Genomic DNA, 18,339 nt, shown 5'->3' with positions numbered 1-18,339 from the left:
GCGGGGTGTGCACACGGTTGCACGCAAGAGCGACGGCCACAAGTCGCGTACTCGCGCAGGGATCATTCCATGAATCAACTCGAACAAAGCTTGCCGCTCGCCGGGGCACGTCCTGACGTCGATCTGGCGAGTCTCTATCGCAAGATCATCTGGCGCTTGATGCCCTTTCTGCTGGTCGCGTTCATCATCAACGCCATCGACCGCATCAATATTTCCTTCGCCAAACTGCGCATGGCCGAAGATATCCTGTTGAGCGATGCGGCTTATGGCATCGGCGTCGGGATCTTTTATTTCGGCTATATCCTCTTTGAAGTGCCCAGCAATCTGTACATGCAGCGCGTCGGTGCCCGGGCCACGCTCACCCGGATCATGGTGTTGTGGGGCGCGGTCACCGTAGCGACTGCGTTCGTCACGACGGCCAACCAGCTCATCGCCGCACGCTTTCTGCTCGGCATGGCGGAGGCCGGTTTCTTTCCCGGCGTGATCCTGTACCTGACTTACTGGTTTCCTGCCGCCTTGCGTGGTCGCATTACGGCAGCCTTCATGATGTCGGGCGTCGTCGCCGGGATCATTTGCGGCCCCCTGGCCGGCGCGATCATGACCCATCTCCACGGCTGGCTGGGGTTGCATGACTGGCAGATGCTCTTCGTTCTCACGGGCATCCCGGCCATTGTGCTCGGCCTGTTCGGCTGGTTCTGGCTGACCGACACACCGGGGCAAGCCAAGTGGCTCAGCCCGGAACAGAAACAGACGCTGGCCACTGCGCTGGCAACCGAGCCCGGCAAGACCCAGGGCGGTTTTAGCCAGGTGCTGCGCAACCCCAGGCTGTATATCGCCGGGCTGGTGTACTTCTGCATCTACAGCGGTTCGAACACGGTGTCCTACTGGATGCCCACGTTGATTCGCGACTTTGGCCTGACCGACCTGAAAACCATCGGCATGGTCACCAGCCTGCCCTACCTGAGCGCAATGGCAGGCATGTACCTGCTCGGCCGCAGCTCCGATCGCCATCTGGAACGACGCTGGCACCTCGGTCTGACGATGTTGGTCAGCGCCGGCAGTTTCGCCCTGCTCGGCTTTGCCCAGGGCAACGCCATGCTGTCGATAGCGCTTCTGACGCTGGGCGCGGCGGCGGCCTTGTCCGCTGTACCACTGTTCTGGACGATTCCGCCGGCCTTCCTTAATGCAGCCGGTGCCGCGGGCGGGATTGCCATCATCAGCAGCCTTGGCAGCCTGGCCGGTGTCACCAGCCAGGCCATGGTCGGCGCGATCAAGACCTCGACCGGCGACCTGTACCTGGCCTTCGACGTGATCGCCACTTTGCTCGTACTGGGTGCCTTGGCACTGCTGATCGGAATTCCCGCACACAGCCTCAATGAGCGTCGCAATCAGAAACCGACCAAGGAACAAGCATGAACGAGAATTCGCTGAACGGCGCCGAAAGCCTGGTGCAGACCCTGCTCGACGGCGGTGTGGATACCTGCTTCGCCAACCCCGGCACCAGTGAGATGCACTTTGTCGCGGCCCTGGATCGCATTCCCGGGATGCATTGCGTGCTCTGCCTGTTCGAAGGCGTGGTGACCGGTGCGGCCGATGGCTATGCCCGCATCAAAGGCAAGCCAGCGGCCACCCTGTTGCATTGCGGGCCCGGGCTGGCCAACGGCCTGGCCAACCTGCACAACGCCAAGCGCGCCAACACGCCGGTGGTCAATATCATCGGCGACCAGGCCACTTACCACCGCCCGTTCGACGCCCCGCTGACCGCCGACACCGAGGGCTGGGCCCGGCCGGTTTCGGTGTGGACACGTACCGCCACCACCGCCGCTTCGGTCGGCACGGCAGCCGCCACCGCGATACAGGCCGCCAGTGCCGCACCGTGCGGCGTGGCCAGCCTGATCCTGCCGTCGGACGTCTGCTGGGATGCGGGCGGCCAGGTGGCCAAGCCGCTGGCGCCGATCCCGACGCCCAAGGTCGCGCCGGACGTGGTGGCGCAAATGGCGCGTGTATTGCGCAGCGGCCAACCGACCTTGCTGCTGCTCGCCGGACGCGCGCTGGAACAGGATGCCCTGGGCAGTGCCCACCGCATCGCCGCCGCCACCGATGCACGCCTGCTGTCGACCACCATGAACCCGCGGGTGGCCCGTGGCCGTGGGCGTCTTGCCGTCGAACGCCTGCCCTACTTCGGCGACATGGCCCGCACCAAACTGGCAGGCATCGCCAACGTGATTCTGGTCGGTACGCCGGTACCGGCGACGTTCTTCGCCTACCCTGGCAAGTCGCCGCGTCCTTATCCGGACGATGCGGTCGTCCATGTGCTGGCCCGCCCCGAAGAAGACCTGGCCGACGCGCTGGCGCGCCTGGCGGACGAACTGAACGCGCCGCCACTGACATCGACCGCCGCCCTGCCGGCCAACCCTGAACCCGGCAGCGGTGCCATCACCTCCCAGGCCGTGGCGCAAAGCCTTAATGCGCTGTTGCCGGAAAACGCCATCGTCGTTGATGAAAGCGTCAGCTTCGGCCACGCCTTCTATCCCGGCACCCTCAACGCCGCGCCGCACGATTGGCTGCAGGTCACCGGCGGCGCCATTGGCGACGGCCTGCCAATGGCCCTCGGCGCGGCCATTGCCGCCCCGGACCGGCGGGTCGTCGCGCTGCAAGCCGATGGCTCGGGCATGTACACCGTGCAGGCACTGTGGTCGATGGCCCGGGAAAAGCTCGACGTCACCATCGTTGTCCTGGCCAATCGCAAGTACGCCATTCTCCAGCACGAATTGGCGAGCGTAGGCGCCACCACCGGCAAGACCGCGCTGGACATGCTCGATATCGGCAATCCGGACCTGGATTGGGTGCAACTCGCCAACGGCATGGGCGTGGCGGCTGCACGTGTCGACACCCTGGAGCAGTTCAACGAACGCTTTGCCCAGGCCAATCGCACACCCGGCCCCTTCCTGATCGAGTTGGTGATTGCCTGATGATCCGTTCCGGGACGCCCGTCATTACCTCTGTCGAAGACTTGCGTGTGCTTGCCAAGCGGCGCGTGCCGCGCATGTTCTACGACTATGCCGATTCCGGTTCCTGGACCGAATCGACCTATCGTGCCAACAGCGATGATTTCGAACGCATCAAGTTTCGCCAGCGCGTCGCGGTCAACCTGGAAAATCGCACCCTTGAATCCATGATGGCCGGCCAGAAAGTCGCCATGCCGGTCGCCCTGGCACCCACCGGGCTCACCGGCATGCAGCACGCCGACGGCGAGATTCTCGCGGCCAGGGCAGCCGAGAAGTTCGGCGTGCCTTTCACGCTGTCGACCATGAGCATCTGCTCGATCGAAGACATCGCCGCCCACACCCGCCAACCCTTCTGGTTCCAGCTCTATGTGATGCGCGACCGCGGTTTCATCCGTCAGCTCATCGAGCGTGCCAGGATTGCGCGCTGTTCGGCGCTGGTGCTGACCCTCGACCTGCAAGTACCGGGGCAACGCCACAAGGACATTCGCAACGGCCTCTCGGCCCCTCCCCGGCTCACCCTCCCCAACCTCCTGAACATGATGACCAAGCCCCGCTGGTGCCACGGCATGCTCGGCACGTCGCGGCGCAACCTCGGCAACATTCTCGGGCATGCCAGCGGCGTCAGCGACACGGCCAGCCTGGCGCACTGGGCCGCCCGACAGTTCGACCCGACCCTGTGCTGGGCCGACATCGAATGGATCAAGCAACAATGGGGCGGCACGTTGATCATCAAGGGCATCCTCGATGCCGAAGATGCACGCCTGGCCGTGCAACACGGAGCCGACGCGGTGATCGTGTCCAACCATGGCGGTCGCCAGCTCGACGGCGCACCCTCCTCGATCGCAGCCTTGCCGGCCATCGTCGAAGCGGTCGGTGAGCAGGTCGAAGTGCACATGGACGGCGGCATCCGCTCCGGGCAGGACGTGATCAAGGCACTGGCGCTCGGCGCCAAGGGGGTCTACCTCGGCCGCGCCTTCCTGTACGGTCTGGGGGCAATGGGCGAGGCAGGCGTCAGCCAGTGCCTGGAGATCATCCGCAAGGAACTGGACCTGACCATGGCATTCTGCGGCGTTACGGATGTGCAAAAGGTCAACAGCGGTATCCTGTTGCCCGGCACCTTCGGTTAACCCATCCAGGAAGACTCGAAATGCGCGCCGGCCTTGTGTCAGGCGCGCTCGGTCAAACGCGCTTCCAGTTCCACGATGCGTGCCTGCAGGCGCTCACGTTCGACGCATTCGGCGCTGATGTCTTCGAAGACGCTGATCAGGTGGTCGGGCAAGCCGCTCTGAGGTTGGCGCTGCAGCGAGGTACGCGCCCGGACCCAAAGGTAGCTTCCATCGCGACGGCGCAGGCGTTTTTCAACCACGTAGCGCTCGATATGGCCGGCCAGAAGCTGGTCCAGCAACTGGAGGTTGTTCGGCAGGTCGTCAGGATGGGTGAGTGCCTGGAAGGTCATGCCGTATAACTCATCGGCACTGTAACCCAGCAATTCGCAGAGGCTGCCATTGACCCGTTGCCAGCCGCCATCCAGGCCGATATAGGCCAGGGCGCCCCAGGTCAGCTCGAAGATGGCCCGGAAGCGCTCTTCACTGATGCGCAGTTCTTCCTCGATGATCATGCGCGGGGTGTTGTCCATGCTGATGCCGACGATCTTCACCGTTCGCCCGACCGCATCCCTGACCGCTGTCGCCCGCGAGGAGATCCAGCGCATCTCGCCATTGGGCTGGAAGATCCGGAAGTCGAATTCACAGCCGCTGCCCTCGTTGATGGCGCGTTGGTACATGGCCTGCATCGCGGCGACATCTTCCGGCGGCAGGTGGCGCCAGAAATCCTCGTTGGAATGGACCGGCCAGCCATACACCGTTTCGACGTTGGGTGAATACGTCAGCTCGTCGCTGATCAGGTTCCACTCCCAGGTGACGATGCGTGCGCCTTCCTGGGCCAGCTTCATGCGTTCTTCGCTTTCCATGATCTGGGTAGTGTAGCGGCGGCGCAGGTCAGTCATCGGCAATTCGACAGTTGCGGCGCCCTGCACATCGCGCAGGGCTTCTTCGCCGTAACGCAGCCAGATCCAATTGACCTTGAGGAAGTCCGCCAGCTTGCGCAGGTTGTCGTAATCGATCTCACCCCCACGGGTCCATTTGTGAACCGAGGTGCGCGAGATGCCCAGCGCTGTGCCCACGACTTGCAGCGTCAGCTTGTTGAGTTCGAGCAATTCCTTCAGGCGGAAGGCGAAGCTGTTTTCCGTCATGTTCGGTCCTGTGCGGGGTGCCGGGGACAGCAGTATACACAGGAGTCAACCGTTCCCTGTAGGAGCGAGCCTGCTCGCGATGGTGGTCAACGATGACGCGGGTTGCCTGATTCCCCGCGGCGATCTCAGGTTTTTCGCGAGCAGGCTCGCTCCTACAGGGATCCCTGGCGGCCAGATCAAACCCTGTAGGAGCGAGCCTGCTCGCGATGGTGGTCAACGATGACGCGGGCTGCCTGACTCCCCGCGGCGATCTCAGGTTTTTCGCGAGCAGGCTCGCTCCTACAGTGAAACGCGCTCAGCCAATAAGCCCGCGCCCACGACACTCAGAGATCGATCACCAACCGCTCGCCCCGTGCCCGGGAGACACAGAGCATCAGGGTCTGCTGGGAGGCCTTTTCTTCGTCGGACAGGTACTGGTCGAAATGCTCCACCTCGCCTTCGAGGATGGCGGTCTCGCACGTACCGCAGACGCCTTCGCGGCACAGGCAGTCAACCTGGGCGGCCTTGACGTTTTCAATGGCCTGAATGATGGTCATGCCCTCTTCCACCCGCAGTTCGCGACCGGAACGGCCCAGCACCAGGGTGAAGGCGCCACCGCTGACAGGTGCGGCTGCGAACTGTTCGAAGTGCACGCGTGCGTCGGCAATGCCGGCTTTTTTCGCGCCTTCGATGACCGCGTCGATCAGCGGTTTCGGGCCGCAGACGTAGACGTGGGCGTCATCGGCCAGGCCGGCGAACAGCGCGGCGAGGTCCAGGCGACGCTCAAGGCTGTCAATGTAGAAGCTGACGTTTTGCCCATGCGGGCCGTCGGCCAGCTCGCCTTGAAACGCACCATGCTCCGGGCTGCGGAATGCGTAGTGCAATTCGTAAGGCACGCTAGCGCCTTGCAGTTCATGTAGCTGGGACAGGAACGGCGTGATCCCGATGCCTCCGGCGATCAACACGTGGCGACCGGCCGTTGGATCGAGCGCAAACAGATTGTTCGGGGTGGAAATGGTCAGCACGCTGCCGACTTCCACTTGCTGGTGCATGAACGCAGAGCCGCCCTTGGACTGCTCTTCCAGGCGCACGCCGACCTGATAGTGACTCAGGTCTCGCGGGTCGCTCATCAGCGAGTAGGCATTGCTGAATACCTGCCCCTGGGCACCTTTCATCTGCACGATCACATGGCTGCCGCCGGTGAACGCCGGCATCGGCTGGCCATCCTCGCGTGCGAGGGTAAAACGCTTGATCTGTGGTGTTGCCTGTTCCACGGCGGACACCCGCACGCTGAACATTTCGTATGTATTGGCCATGATTCACCTCAACTGCAACACGGGGCGGCAGCGGCCGCGCCGCCCCGGTAAAACCTCGCCGGGCTCAGACCGCCAGGCAGAGGTACTTGATTTCCAGATAGTCCTCGATGCCGTACTTGGAGCCTTCGCGCCCCAGGCCGGACTGCTTGATGCCACCAAACGGCGCGACCTCGTTGGAGATCAGCCCGGTGTTGACGCCCACCATGCCGTATTCCAGACGCTCGGCGACCTTGAACACCCGGGCGATGTCGCGGCTGTAGAAATACGCCGCCAGCCCGTAGAGCGTGTCGTTGGCCAAGGCAATCACTTCGTCATCGGAGGAGAAGCGCACCAGCGCGGCGACCGGGCCGAAGATTTCGTCCTGCAACAGGTCCATGCCCGGACGGATGCCGCCGAGCACAGTCGGCTCGAAGAAGTTGCCACCCAGCGCATGAGGCTTGCCGCCCAGCAGCAGTTCGGCGCCTTTGGCGGTGGCGTCGTCGATCAGGCCCTGCACCTTGGCCACGGCCTTGTCAGTGATCAACGGACCGATTTGCGTGCCTTGTGCCGAGCCATGACCGACGTCGAGCTCGCGGACACGCTCGACGAAGCGAGCGGTGAAACGCTCGTAAACGGCGCCATGCACGTAGAAGCGATTGACGCAGACGCAGGTTTGCCCGGCGTTGCGGTACTTGGCCACCAGCGCGCCTTCCACCGCCGCCTCGATGTCGGCGTCCTCGAAAACAATGAACGGCGCGTTGCCGCCCAATTCCAGGGACACTTTCTTGATGGTCTCGGCACATTGGCCCATCAACAGGCGGCCGACCGGCGTGGAGCCGGTGAAGCTGAGCTTGCGCACCAGCGGGTGGCCGGTGAGCTGGGCTCCAATGGCCGGGGCATCGCCGGTCACCACGTTGATCACGCCTGCCGGCACGCCGGCGCGCTCGGCCAGCTCGACCAGCGCCAGGGCGGAGAATGGCGTCTCGTTGGCCGGTTTGATCACCAGTGTGCAACCGGCGGCCAGGGCCGGCGCGGCTTTGCGGGTGATCATCGCGGCCGGGAAGTTCCACGGGGTAATGGCCGCACAGACGCCGATGCCCTGCTTGATCACCAGCAGGCGTTTGTCCGCCGCCGGGCTCGGAATCACATCACCGTAGATGCGCTTGCCTTCCTCGGCGAACCACTCGATGAACGACGCCGCGTAACGGATTTCGCCTAACGCTTCGTGCAGCGGCTTGCCCTGCTCGAAGGTCATCAGTTGCGCCAGGTCTTGTTCGTGTTCGAGCAGCAACTCGAACCAGCGGCGCAGGATCTGCGCGCGTTCCTTGGCGGTTTTGGCCCGCCAGCCTTCCAGCGCGGCGTCGGCAGCCTCGATGGCGCGCACCGCTTCGGCGCCGCCCATGAACGGCACGTGGCCCAGGTGTTCGCCATTGGCCGGGTCGTGAACGTCCACGCTGCGGCCGTTATCGGCGTCACACCAGCGCCCGTTTATGTAGGCCTGCTGGCGGAACAGGTTGCAATCATTGAGTTTCACGCAAGGTACTCCGCGAACGGCCGCAGGCCCCTGGGGCCTGCGGCGCGTGCTTTATCAGTCGAGGTGGGACACGGCGATCAGGTTGTGGAAGTGCGCGATACCGTGCTCGCTGATACCGCTGCGCTCTTTGTCCACCATGATCCGGCCCTGGCCGCGATAGCCGCGGGACTTGAGGCCCTTCTGCACGCTTTCCACAAGGCGCAGGTCTTCCGGACGGAACACTTCGCGGTACCAGTCGATCAACTTCTGCTGTTCCTCGGTGATGTCCTTGTTGAGGAAGTAGATGTCGTAGTGCTGCAGGGTGGTCTCGGCGTCGACCGGGAACTCGTAGATCACGGTCATGAAGTTGGCGCCCGGCGGCACGTTGAACATGGTGCACGGCCAGGCCCAGAAACCGGCGAAGGACGGATCGGTGACCGACTCGTCGACCTGGAACGATTGCTCCGACGACTTGGCGATGCCGTACTGCAAAGACCAATTGCCGTGCATGGTGTGGACGTACTGGCCGACGTCCACCGAGTCGGCAAAGCTTGGGTGCGCCGGACCGCAGTGGTAGCACTCCATGTAGTTGTCGACGATGGACTTCCAGTTGGCCGGCGTATCGCTGACGAAACGTGCCGCCAGCTGCAAGTCATCAATGACACCGCAGGCGCTGCGCATACGGGCTTCCAGGCCCGGCAATTGGTCTTCGACGCTACCGGCGTCAGGGTCCATGTTGACGAAGATGAAGCCGGCATATTCCTCGACGCGCAGTTGCACCAGGCTGAAGTCGCCTTTGTCGAAGGCTTCGACCTGGTCGCAGTTGCGCACGTGGGTCAGTTCGCCGTCCAGCTTGAAGGTCCAGGCGTGGTACGGGCAGGCAATCACGTTCTTGGCTTTGCCGCTGCCTTCGAGCAATTGGTGGCCACGGTGCGGGCACACGTTGTAGAAGGCGCGCAGTACGCTGTCGCGGCCACGGATCACGATGATGCTTTCACCGATCACTTCACGGGTGATGTAGGCATTGTTTTCCGCGACTTCGCTGCGGTGCCCCAGGCAGATCCAGCTCTTGGCGAAGATCTTTTCCTTCTCGTGTTCGAAGACTGACGCACTGGTGTAGAAGTTGGCAGGAATGGTGAAAGCGCGCGCAGGATCGCTGCAGAAATCAGCGGGCAAACGTTCGAAATCAGTCATGGGTGTCTCCAGGCTCTCAATGACCTGCGCTGAACGCAGGACTTTAGTTATCAGTTAACTGCAACCCGATGGTTAACAAGACAGGCAAAAAAAAGCCTGTCGGTCGCGCTGTCTTCGGGCAGACGGCGCGACCCCAGGATCATCAGGCCACGGCCACCGGCTCAGCGCCGTGGGTTGCCGCAGGCTTGGCCACCGGTTGCTGCGCAGCCATGGCGGCGGCTTCCTCTTCGATGCGGTGCGCCGGCACGTGGCCGTAGTCCTGCAGCATCCACTTGAAGAAGCCGTAGACCTTGACCAGCAGAATCAGGGTGAAGGGGATGGCGGTCAACACGACGGCGGTCTTCATGGTCGACAGCGATGCCTTGGCGAACAGCATGGCCAATGGCACCAGGGTCAGCGTGATGCACCAGAACAGGCGATGGGTCGGCGAAGGGTCGTCGCCTTCCTTCAGGTTGCGGGTACTGGTGGCTGCCACGGCGTAGGCAGCTGCGTCCATGTGCGAGGCGCAGAACACCGCCATGATGAACAGGTACACGGCGAGGAACACCTTGCCCACCGGCAGCGACATGATCAGCGCTTGCACCGCGCTTTCACCGCCTTGTTCGGTGAGGATTTTCGGCACGTCGATGGCGCCGGTGATGAACTGGTGCATGCTGAAGCTTTCCAGCGCGCCAAAGAAGAACCAGCAACCGACGCTACCGCCCATCAACAGGGCGAACACCACTTCCTTGATCTGCCGACCGCGGGAAACCCGGGTCACGAACATGGCCACGCCTGGCGCGTAGGACACCCACCAGAGCCAGTAGAACACGGTCCAGTTGCGGGTGAATTCACCATCGCCGGCCGGATCGGTGAACAGGCTCATGTGCACGTAGTTTTGGATCATCAGGCCAATGCCATTGGCGGTGTTGTTGATGGCGAACTGCGTCGGACCGACCAGCAGCACCACGGCCGCGAACAGCAGTGCGCCGTAGCAGACGATCTTGCTGAGCTTCTGCAGGCCACCGTCGATGCCGATGTAGGAACTGAGGGAGAACAGCACGGCGATCAGGCCGATCACCGTCACTTGCAGGGTAAAGGTATCGGGAATCCCGACCAGGCCGGACAGGCCACGGGTCAGGGTCGACGCGGTCAGCGCCAGGGACACGGTCAACGCGCCCATCATGGTCAGCAGGAAGATCAGGTCGACGATGCGCCCGACCGGGCCTGTGGCCTTGAAGCCAGTGACCGCTTCGATGATGGAGGCCAGGTTGAGGCCGCTCTTCTTGCGCACATGGAAGTGATACGCCATCGCCAGCGACGCCAGGGCGTAGATCGACCACGCGCTGATGCCCCAGTGGAAGAACGAGTAACTGACGCTGTATTCCAGCGCTTCACGGGATTGCGCGGCGATGTTCAGGCCCGGCGTCTGATAGTAGTAGGCCCACTCCATCACGCCCCAGTAGAGGGTGGAGGAACCCATGCCGGCGCAGATGAACATGAACACCCACGTGGCGGTGGAGTATTCCGGCTTGCCGCTGCCGAGGCGGATGTTGCCGTATTTGCTGAAGGCGATGTAGAGCACAGCCAGCGAGCTGCCGAAGATCAGCATTTGCACGGCGGTGCCGAAAGTACGGGTGGAAAATTCGAACAACTGGTTCGCTGCTTTCTCCGCTTCGGAGGGGAATGCCGCGAGTCCGATTACCGTGAGCAGTACCGCAATCAAGCTCATGGTGATCAGGAACACATCGACCTTTTTATTCTTGTGGGACATCAGGCGTCTCCTGGGACGTTTTTTTTATTTAAATCTCGCATCCGACGCAGGCAGGCGACTCGGAAGGAAAGTGCAGCGTTAATACAGGTTGACGACTTCCCTTTCGTTAACCGTTGGTTAACAGCTACCCAACGGTTAACAGTTTGCAGATATTCAGCACGCAGCGCAAGAGCAGCGTGTCGGCTGAGCGCTTGCGCCAACAGTGGCGCAAACGCTTCAGCGATCAGCCTCCGATGATTTCGGCGATGGCCTGACCGACCGCCTGGGTGGACAGCGAGCCACCCATGTCGCGGGTCACGGTGCCGTTGGCGATCACTTGCTCGATGGCCTTGAGGATCTCGTCGTGGGCGGCGCGATAGCGATCGTCGCCCTGGCCGAGGAACTCCAGCATCAGTGCGCCGGACCAGATCATGGCAATCGGGTTGGCAATGTTCTGGCCGAAGATGTCCGGTGCCGAGCCATGCACCGGCTCGAACAGCGACGGGAACTTGCGTTCCGGATTGAGGTTGGCCGACGGCGCGATGCCGATGGTGCCGGCGCAAGCCGGGCCGAGGTCGGAGAGGATGTCACCGAACAGGTTGGACGCCACCACCACATCAAAGCGTTCCGGCTGCAACACGAAACGCGCGCACAGGATATCGATGTGCTGCTTGTCCCAGGTGATGTCCGGATAATTGGCGGCCATGGCGGCGGTGCGCTCGTCCCAGTAAGGCATGCTCACGGCCATGCCGTTGGACTTGGTGGCCGAGGTCAGGCGCTTGCGCTCACGGGTCTGTGCCAGGTCGAAGGCGTACTTGAGGATGCGGTCGACGCCACGACGGGTGAACACCGATTCCTGCAGCACGAACTCGTTCTCGGTGCCCTCGAACATGCGGCCGCCGAGCGAGGAGTACTCGCCTTCGGTGTTCTCGCGGATCACCACGAAGTCGATGTCGCCCGGCTGCTTGCCGGCCAGCGGGCACGGTACGCCGGGGAACAGGCGCACCGGACGAATGTTCACGTACTGGTCAAAGTCGCGACGGAACTTCAGCAGCGAGCCCCACAGCGAAATGTGGTCGGGCACCTTGTCTGGCCAGCCCACGGCACCGAAGTACAGGGCATCGAAGCCCTTGAGCTGGTCGAACCAGTCATCGGGCATCATCTTGCCGTGTTCCAGGTAGTAGTCGCAGCTGGCCCACTCGAAGTGTTCGAACTCCAGTGCCAGGCCGAATTTGCGGGCCGCCGCCTGGACTACGCGTAGCCCTTCCGGCAGTACTTCCAGGCCAATACCGTCACCGGCAATCGCGGCGATTCTGAATGTCTTGTTCATGCTGGCACCCTTGTTGGATCAGAGGTTGGATGTGATGCCGGGCATGCTATAAGTTGACGACGCAAGTATAATCAGCGCAACTGTTGATACTTATTATCCGAACTGTGAACAATCTACCGAACCTGGAAGACCTCAACGTCTTCGTCCATGTCGCCCGTCGCTCCAGCTTCTCCAGCGCCGCCTCCGAACTGGGCATGTCCGCCGCCTTCATCAGCAAGCGCATTCGCCTGCTCGAGCAAAACCTCGGCGTGCGCCTGCTGCATCGCACCACCCGCCGGGTGTCGGTGAGTGACGATGGCGAGCGTATCTACCAGTGGGCCTTGCGCATCCTCGACTCGGTGCAGCGCATGGGCGATGACGTCAGTACGCTGCACCGCGAGCCCAGCGGACAGCTGCGTATCGCCAGCAGCCTGGGACTGGGCCGGCGCTTCGTCGCCCCTGCCCTCTCGGAACTGGCCGAGCGCTACCCGACACTCGACATCCGCCTCGATGTACAGGACCGCCTGATCGACCTGATTGACGAAGGCTTCGACCTCGACGTGCGGGTCGGCAACGAAATCGATCCGCACCTCATCGCCAAGCCGCTGGCGCGCAATCGCCGGGTACTCTGCGCCGCGCCGGCGTATCTGGAACGGCACGGCACACCGCGCACACTGGCGGAGCTGGCCACACACGATTGCCTGGTGATCAAGGAACGCGATCACCCCTTCGGGGTCTGGCACCTGCAAGGGCCGGAGGGTGAGGAACAGGTGAAAGTGACGGGCCCCCTGTCGTCCAATCATGGTGAAGTGGTGCACCAGTGGTGCATCGATGGCAGAGGCATCTTGCTGCGCTCGTGGTGGGACGTGTACGACAGTCTGGAGGACGGGCGCCTCGTGCAGGTATTGCCCGAGTATATTCAGCCGGCTGACATCTGGGCGGTGTACACCGCACCCCTGGCCACTTCGGCCAAGGTGCGGGTGGCGGTTGAATGCCTGCGGCAATACTTCGCCGAGCGTTACAGCCTCCCGGACACCTGAATCAGCGGCGCCTGAAATCAATCAGCGCAGCCCCCATTCGTCCTGGCGGGATCAACGTCAGCGTTAGGCCGAGCGCTTAAAGTTCGCCGCTCTCTGGAAACTCATCCCGATAACACACCGGCGAGCTGGAGCCCTGGAATCGATCCAGCTCCTCTTCCAGCCATTGGGCGAGTACAACGGCAGGGTTTTGCAGCGGGTCATCCGCTGTGAACACCAGCGTCAACATGCCTGTTTGCGCGTAGTGCAAAAGTGCCCACCAATGCGCCGGCCGGGCGGCCAGTTCCCGGCGATAGGCTTGCGTGAACCCGGCGAAATCCAACTGCCCAGCGATGAACGCCTGGTGTAAATCAGCCGAGGGCGCGACGTCGGGCAGCCAGGCATCGGAAGGCATTGATGCCTTGAGGCAATCCTGCGGCCGCTGACGGTCCACCAGAATTCGCCGCCCGTCTTCCGGCGCGACAGGGTCGCAGACACGTTTGCACTGAATCATGATCGTTCACCCTTTCCACTCACGCGGACTGACCCCGGTTTTGCGGCGAAACGCCCGGGCCAGGGCCGAAGGACTTTCGTAGCCGACTTCTTCGGCGATCAGGGCAATCGGCTTGCCTTCGCGCAAGCGTTTCTGTGCCAGGCTGATGCGCCAGCTCACCAGGTAATCCACCGGTGCCTGGCCGACCACACGCTTGAAGTGTTCGGCGAAACTGGCCCGGGACATGTTGGCCAGGGCCGACAGCTGCGCCACGCTCCAGGCCTTGCCCGGTGCTTCGTGCATCTGGCTCAAGGGCCGCGCCAGACGCGGGTCGGCCAGCCCGGCCATCATCCCCGGCTGTTGGTTGCGCGTGCTCAGAATGTGCCGCAGCAACAGAATCACCAGCAGTTCGAACAAACGGTCCATCACGGCTTCACGCCCACAGGTGCCATCGAACGCCTCGTTGAACAACCACTCCAGGGTGCTGGCCAGGGTCGGGATTTCATCGAGTTTCAGTATCAGATATTCCGGCAACGCCGCCGCCAGGGCATTGCCCGAGCCGCCATCGAAACTCAGCGACGCACACACCAACTGCGTGGCGGAATCTTGCGTGGCGAACAAGCGATGACGGTACGGCCGGGGGAAAAAGATCAACGTCGGCTCGGTGAGGCGCAACTCGCGCTCATCGGCCAGTTTCAGCACGACCTCGCCGGCCTGCAGCAAATGCACATGACCGCACGCCTGGCTGCCGTCGAAGGCCGTCGTGCCGCAAAACGTACCGCTGTGAAAGGTGCCGGCGTTGACGCCGAAATGCGTGAGCAAGGTGGACAAGCGATCCATGGGCAGGCTCCCGGGCGCGGTTCTGGACGATCTGTCGCATATCGTCGACGATTTGCATCCAATTGACCAGTGCACCTCACTAGCATGAGCTCCGTACCCAGCGCCTGTCGCGCTTCAAATAACGGAGAATCACCATGACCCGCATTACCCCAGTCAGCCTGGAACACACCACCGACGCCACCCGCCCTTTGCTGGAAGGTGTGCAGAAGAAAATCGGTTTCCTGCCCAACGTATTCCGGGTACTGGCCCAAGCCCCTGCCGTGCTCGCCTCTTATCTGCAAAATTCGGCGGCACTGGGCAAGACCTCCCTGAGCGCCACGGAGAAGGAAGCAATCTTCCTCGCCACTTCGCAGGTCAATGGCTGCGACTACTGCCTGGCGGCGCACACACTGTTTGCCGGCAAGGCCGGGCTGTCCAGCCAGGAGATTCTCAGCGCCCGGCAAGGCCAACTCGACGCCTATGCCCTGCTCGCCCGACAGCTCACCGAAAGCCGTGGCCACCTGAGCAGCGAGCAGATTGCCGCCGCCCGCGTCGCCGGGATCAATGACGCCAAAATCATTGAAGTGATCGCCCACGTGGCTTCGCAGACGCTGACCAACTACCTGAACAACGTCGCCCTGACCGCTGTCGATTTTCCGGCCATCGACGCTTGATCAACGCCATGTTTTCTGTAGGAGCGAGCTTGCTCGCGATGAACCCGAGAACGCCGCGCTCATCCAGTCAGCACGCGTTATCGTTTACGACCATCGCGAGCAAGCTCGCTCCTACAGGGAATGCAAAATCAAAGGAGATTGCACATGAATACCGTGACCCTGTACACCACCGACACCTGCCCTTACTGCCGCAGTGCCAAATCGCTGCTGGCCAGCAAAGGGATCGCGATGCAAGAGATCAACATTCAGCGCGAACCCGGCAAACTCGAAGAAATGCTCGACCGCAGTGGACGACGCAGCGTGCCGCAGATTTTCATCGGCGACACGCACATCGGCGGCTTCGACGACCTGGCCAAACTGGATCGCCAGGGCGGGTTGATGTCGATGCTGGCTTGAGCCGAATTCGAACCATCCACCAACCCCTGTAGGAGCGGGCTTGCCCGCTCCTACAGGGGCGCTGTGTCGAGCACAAAATCAGTGCGTCACCTTTGATTCAGGTATTGGTCTTCAGCTTGGTCCACAACCGGGTGGTCAAGCGTGCGATGGAGGCCGGCAGGTCTTCCACGGTGAACAATTTGTCCATCACCGTTTTCGGCGGGTAGATCGCCAGGTCCTGTTTCACCGCCGGCACCACATAGGCATCCGCTGCGCTGTTGGGATTGGCGTAGTGGATGCTGTTGCTGATGTTGGCGATCACTTGCGGCTGCAGCAGGTAATTCATGTAGGTGTAGCCGTTCTTCTCGTGGGGTGCGCTCTTGGGCATCACCACCATGTCAAACCACAGGGTGGAGCCTTCGTCCGGGATCGAGTAGGCAATGTCGATGCCGTTTTTTGCTTCCCTGGCGCTGGCCGCCGCCTGCACGATGTCGCCGTTGAAGCCGATCACCGCGCAGACGTTGCCGTTGGCCAGGTCGCTGATGTACTTGGAGGCGTGGAAGTACTGCACGTACGGACGGATCTTCAGCAGCGCCTGTTCGGCTTTCTTGTAATCGGCAGGCTCGTGGCTGTGGGGTGGCAATCCTAGGTAGTTGAGGGTGATCGGCAGGACCTGGGTCGGGTTGTCGATGATCGCCACGCCGCATTCGCTGAGTTTCTTGATGTTGGCTTCGTCGAAAAACAGGCTCCAGGAATGAGTGACATCGGTGTTGCCGAAGATCGCCTTGATCTTCTCGACGTTGTAGCCGATGCCCGCGGTGCCCCACATGTAGGGATAGCCGTACTGGTTGCCGGGGTCGTTGACCTCGAGCTTTTTCATCAGCGCCGGGTCCAGGTTGCTCCAGTTCGGCAACTGGCTCTTGTCGAGTTTCTGGATGGCGCCGGCCTTGATCAGGCGCGACAGGAAATGGTTCGACGGACTGACCACGTCATACCCGGTGTTGCCCGTCATCAACTTCGACTCCAGCACTTCGTTGCTGTCGTGGATGTCGTAAGTGGCCTTGATCCCCGTTTCCTTGGTGAAGGTGGTCAGGGTGTCGTCGGCGATGTAGCCGTTCCAGTTGGAAATGTTCACGGTTTCGTCGGCGTTAGCGGCCGCGCAACAGGTCGATAGTAAGGCCACCAGGGAAATTGTATTGACGCGCATGTTCGATCACCTTCGTGCAGAAGTGCTTTTATTGTGGGTAACAGGTGGTGTTTCAGATTTCTGATTTGGCCCGGGCCGTCTCGATGCGCATGCGCAGCATGGCACCGATATCGAGCAAGGGCTTGGGTGGCAGCCAGCCGGGCCGGGCACGCTCCATGACCGACTGCAGCAGGGGCGAGCTGCCGCCCGACGCCAGTTCCGCCAGTAGCCGTCCCCACAACGTGCCCCGTGCCACACCGGAGCCATTGCAGCCGGCCACGGCAAACACGCCCTCCTCGACCTTGGCGAAATACGCTTGCCCGGAGCGTGACGCGCTGAGGTGGCCCGTCCAGGTGTACTGGATGTCCTGCTCGCCCAGCATCGGAAACCGGCGCTGCAAACCCAGCACATGGTGCTGGCGGCGCACCGCCAGCTCACTGAGGGACAAGTCCCGTGCACGGTATTCGGCGGTGTTGCGGATCATCACCCGCCGATCCGGCGTCAGGCGCACCGTGGCGCCCAACGGCCGGGTCGACAGCACGCCCCAGGACTTCGGCGCACCAATGGCTTGAAACTCCTCTTCGCTGAGCGGTCGGGTGAGGCTGGCGCTGAGTTCCATCGCGAAGGTGCCGCTGTCGCTGATGCCCGAACGGGGAATGAAGGCGTTCAGGCAGACCAGCACTTGCTTGGCTTCAATGTAGCCATTGATGCCGCTGGCGCGTATCCGGCCATTGCCCATGCGCTGCAAACCGATGATCTCGGTGTTCTCGAACAACCTCACCTTTTCCGGCAGTGCATCGAGCAACCCCTTCACGTACTTCGCCGGTTGCAGCAAGGCGTTGCCATTGCCGCACCAGATCGCGGCTTTGTAATGCTCGGTGCCCAACTTCTGATTCAGTTGTTCACCTTGCAGAAACTGCGCGGAGGCACCGACGGCGCGAAGCGTCTGCAACTTGGCCTCGACATCGGTCAATTTGCGCGGGTCGCTGACGGCAAAGAAGTAACCCGATTCACGGAAATCGCATTCGATGCCATGCCGGGCGATGCGCTTGCGCACTTCATCGCTGGCAGCGCGGGAAATCGAGGTGTCCACCTGGAAACCGGCGAACCCTGCATTGCCTTGCAGCTCTGCGGTAGTCGGATGTTCGTGGGCCACGACGAATCCCGAATTACGCGCCGATGCCCCTTGCGCAGCGCGTTGCCTGTCGACGACCACAATGCGCGCCTGGGGATGCATTTCCGCGAGTGAGTGCGCGGCACACAGGCCAGTGATACCGGCGCCGATGATCAGCCAATCGGCCTGTTGCGTACCGTTCAAGGACGCGCGCAGCGGAGAATCCTCGGCCTGTGCGATCCAGCCACATTTGTTTTCCATGCATCACCTCTTCGACTATCGTTGCGCAACCGCAAATCTGTATGCACTCATCGCATGAATGGTTTGAGATGACGGCGGCCATGGCTAGAATCTAAAGGCTCTTGCTCGATACAACCAACG

General features: G+C 62.2%; 16 protein-coding genes. 6 read left to right on the top strand and 10 right to left on the bottom strand.

Annotated features, from left to right (window positions below; translation table 11 throughout):
• Window positions 1-69 precede the first annotated feature (69 nt).
• The 3 genes from LAB08_RS10690 to LAB08_RS10680 are packed head-to-tail and all read left to right on the top strand — an operon-like array spanning window position 70 to window position 4,135.
• Window positions 70-1,416, top strand: coding sequence for an MFS transporter (locus tag LAB08_RS10690; RefSeq protein ID WP_096512236.1), 1,347 nt, complete (start codon window positions 70-72; stop codon window positions 1,414-1,416).
• Window positions 1,413-2,972 carry an acetolactate synthase large subunit gene (locus LAB08_RS10685; protein WP_197706302.1) on the top strand — a complete coding sequence of 520 codons (1,560 nt, stop codon included), beginning with the start codon at window positions 1,413-1,415 and terminating at the stop codon, window positions 2,970-2,972. The genes LAB08_RS10690 and LAB08_RS10685 overlap by 4 nt, the downstream gene beginning before the upstream one ends.
• Window positions 2,972-4,135 carry an alpha-hydroxy acid oxidase gene (locus LAB08_RS10680; protein WP_096512237.1) on the top strand — a complete coding sequence of 388 codons (1,164 nt, stop codon included), beginning with the start codon at window positions 2,972-2,974 and terminating at the stop codon, window positions 4,133-4,135. Before LAB08_RS10685 ends, LAB08_RS10680 begins: the two co-directional genes overlap by 1 nt.
• 38 nt (window positions 4,136-4,173) lie before the next feature.
• Here LAB08_RS10680 and LAB08_RS10675 read toward each other — a convergent pair whose 3' ends face one another.
• The 6 genes from LAB08_RS10675 to LAB08_RS10650 form a co-directional block, all read right to left on the bottom strand.
• Complete coding sequence (locus tag LAB08_RS10675; protein WP_096512238.1) at window positions 4,174-5,259, bottom strand: PAS domain-containing protein; 1,086 nt, start codon at window positions 5,257-5,259, stop codon at window positions 4,174-4,176.
• A gap of 323 nt (window positions 5,260-5,582) precedes the next feature.
• The gene (locus LAB08_RS10670) at window positions 5,583-6,554 is read right to left on the bottom strand and encodes a PDR/VanB family oxidoreductase (RefSeq protein WP_096512240.1); all 972 of its coding nucleotides are present in this window, start codon (window positions 6,552-6,554) and stop codon (window positions 5,583-5,585) included.
• A gap of 64 nt (window positions 6,555-6,618) precedes the next feature.
• Window positions 6,619-8,067: an NAD-dependent succinate-semialdehyde dehydrogenase gene (locus LAB08_RS10665; RefSeq protein WP_096512241.1), complete on the bottom strand. Its 1,449-nt coding sequence runs from the start codon at window positions 8,065-8,067 to the stop codon at window positions 6,619-6,621.
• A 54-nt stretch (window positions 8,068-8,121) separates the two neighbouring features.
• Window positions 8,122-9,240, bottom strand: coding sequence for an aromatic ring-hydroxylating oxygenase subunit alpha (locus LAB08_RS10660; protein ID WP_096512242.1), 1,119 nt, complete (start codon window positions 9,238-9,240; stop codon window positions 8,122-8,124).
• Window positions 9,241-9,382: 142 nt separating this feature from the next.
• Entirely contained in the window at window positions 9,383-10,993 is a 1,611-nt protein-coding gene (locus tag LAB08_RS10655) for a BCCT family transporter (protein ID WP_096512243.1), read from the bottom strand.
• 223 nt (window positions 10,994-11,216) lie between these two features.
• Window positions 11,217-12,302: a tartrate dehydrogenase gene (locus LAB08_RS10650; RefSeq protein WP_096512244.1), complete on the bottom strand. Its 1,086-nt coding sequence runs from the start codon at window positions 12,300-12,302 to the stop codon at window positions 11,217-11,219.
• Between the two features lie 104 nt (window positions 12,303-12,406).
• On the opposite strand from LAB08_RS10650, the gene LAB08_RS10645 reads away from it, so the two are divergent.
• Window positions 12,407-13,321 carry a LysR substrate-binding domain-containing protein gene (locus LAB08_RS10645; protein ID WP_096512245.1) on the top strand — a complete coding sequence of 305 codons (915 nt, stop codon included), beginning with the start codon at window positions 12,407-12,409 and terminating at the stop codon, window positions 13,319-13,321.
• Between the two features lie 76 nt (window positions 13,322-13,397).
• Here LAB08_RS10645 and LAB08_RS10640 read toward each other — a convergent pair whose 3' ends face one another.
• Together LAB08_RS10640 and LAB08_RS10635 are read right to left on the bottom strand one after the other, a co-directional pair.
• Window positions 13,398-13,811: a DUF488 domain-containing protein gene (locus LAB08_RS10640; RefSeq protein WP_096512246.1), complete on the bottom strand. Its 414-nt coding sequence runs from the start codon at window positions 13,809-13,811 to the stop codon at window positions 13,398-13,400.
• Between the two features lie 6 nt (window positions 13,812-13,817).
• A complete protein-coding gene (locus LAB08_RS10635; RefSeq protein WP_096512247.1) occupies window positions 13,818-14,630 on the bottom strand; it encodes an AraC family transcriptional regulator in 813 nt (270 codons plus the stop codon).
• Window positions 14,631-14,764: 134 nt separating this feature from the next.
• On the opposite strand from LAB08_RS10635, the gene LAB08_RS10630 reads away from it, so the two are divergent.
• Window positions 14,765-15,283, top strand: coding sequence for a carboxymuconolactone decarboxylase family protein (locus tag LAB08_RS10630; RefSeq protein WP_096512248.1), 519 nt, complete (start codon window positions 14,765-14,767; stop codon window positions 15,281-15,283).
• A 144-nt stretch (window positions 15,284-15,427) separates the two neighbouring features.
• Complete coding sequence (gene grxC / locus LAB08_RS10625) at window positions 15,428-15,679, top strand: glutaredoxin 3 (protein ID WP_096512249.1); 252 nt, start codon at window positions 15,428-15,430, stop codon at window positions 15,677-15,679.
• A gap of 97 nt (window positions 15,680-15,776) precedes the next feature.
• Here the strand turns inward: grxC and LAB08_RS10620 are convergent, their stop codons facing one another.
• Entirely contained in the window at window positions 15,777-16,865 is a 1,089-nt protein-coding gene (locus tag LAB08_RS10620) for a polyamine ABC transporter substrate-binding protein (RefSeq protein ID WP_096512250.1), read from the bottom strand.
• A 52-nt stretch (window positions 16,866-16,917) separates the two neighbouring features.
• Window positions 16,918-18,219, bottom strand: a complete 1,302-nt coding sequence (locus tag LAB08_RS10615) for an NAD(P)/FAD-dependent oxidoreductase (RefSeq protein ID WP_096512251.1) — start codon at window positions 18,217-18,219, stop codon at window positions 16,918-16,920.
• Between the last annotated feature and the right edge of the window lie 120 nt (window positions 18,220-18,339).

Origin of the sequence: Pseudomonas izuensis, assembly GCF_002356535.2 — a bacterium.
In the GTDB taxonomy this organism is placed as follows: domain Bacteria; phylum Pseudomonadota; class Gammaproteobacteria; order Pseudomonadales; family Pseudomonadaceae; genus Aquipseudomonas; species Aquipseudomonas izuensis.
This window is presented reverse-complemented; position numbering and strand designations above follow the sequence as displayed.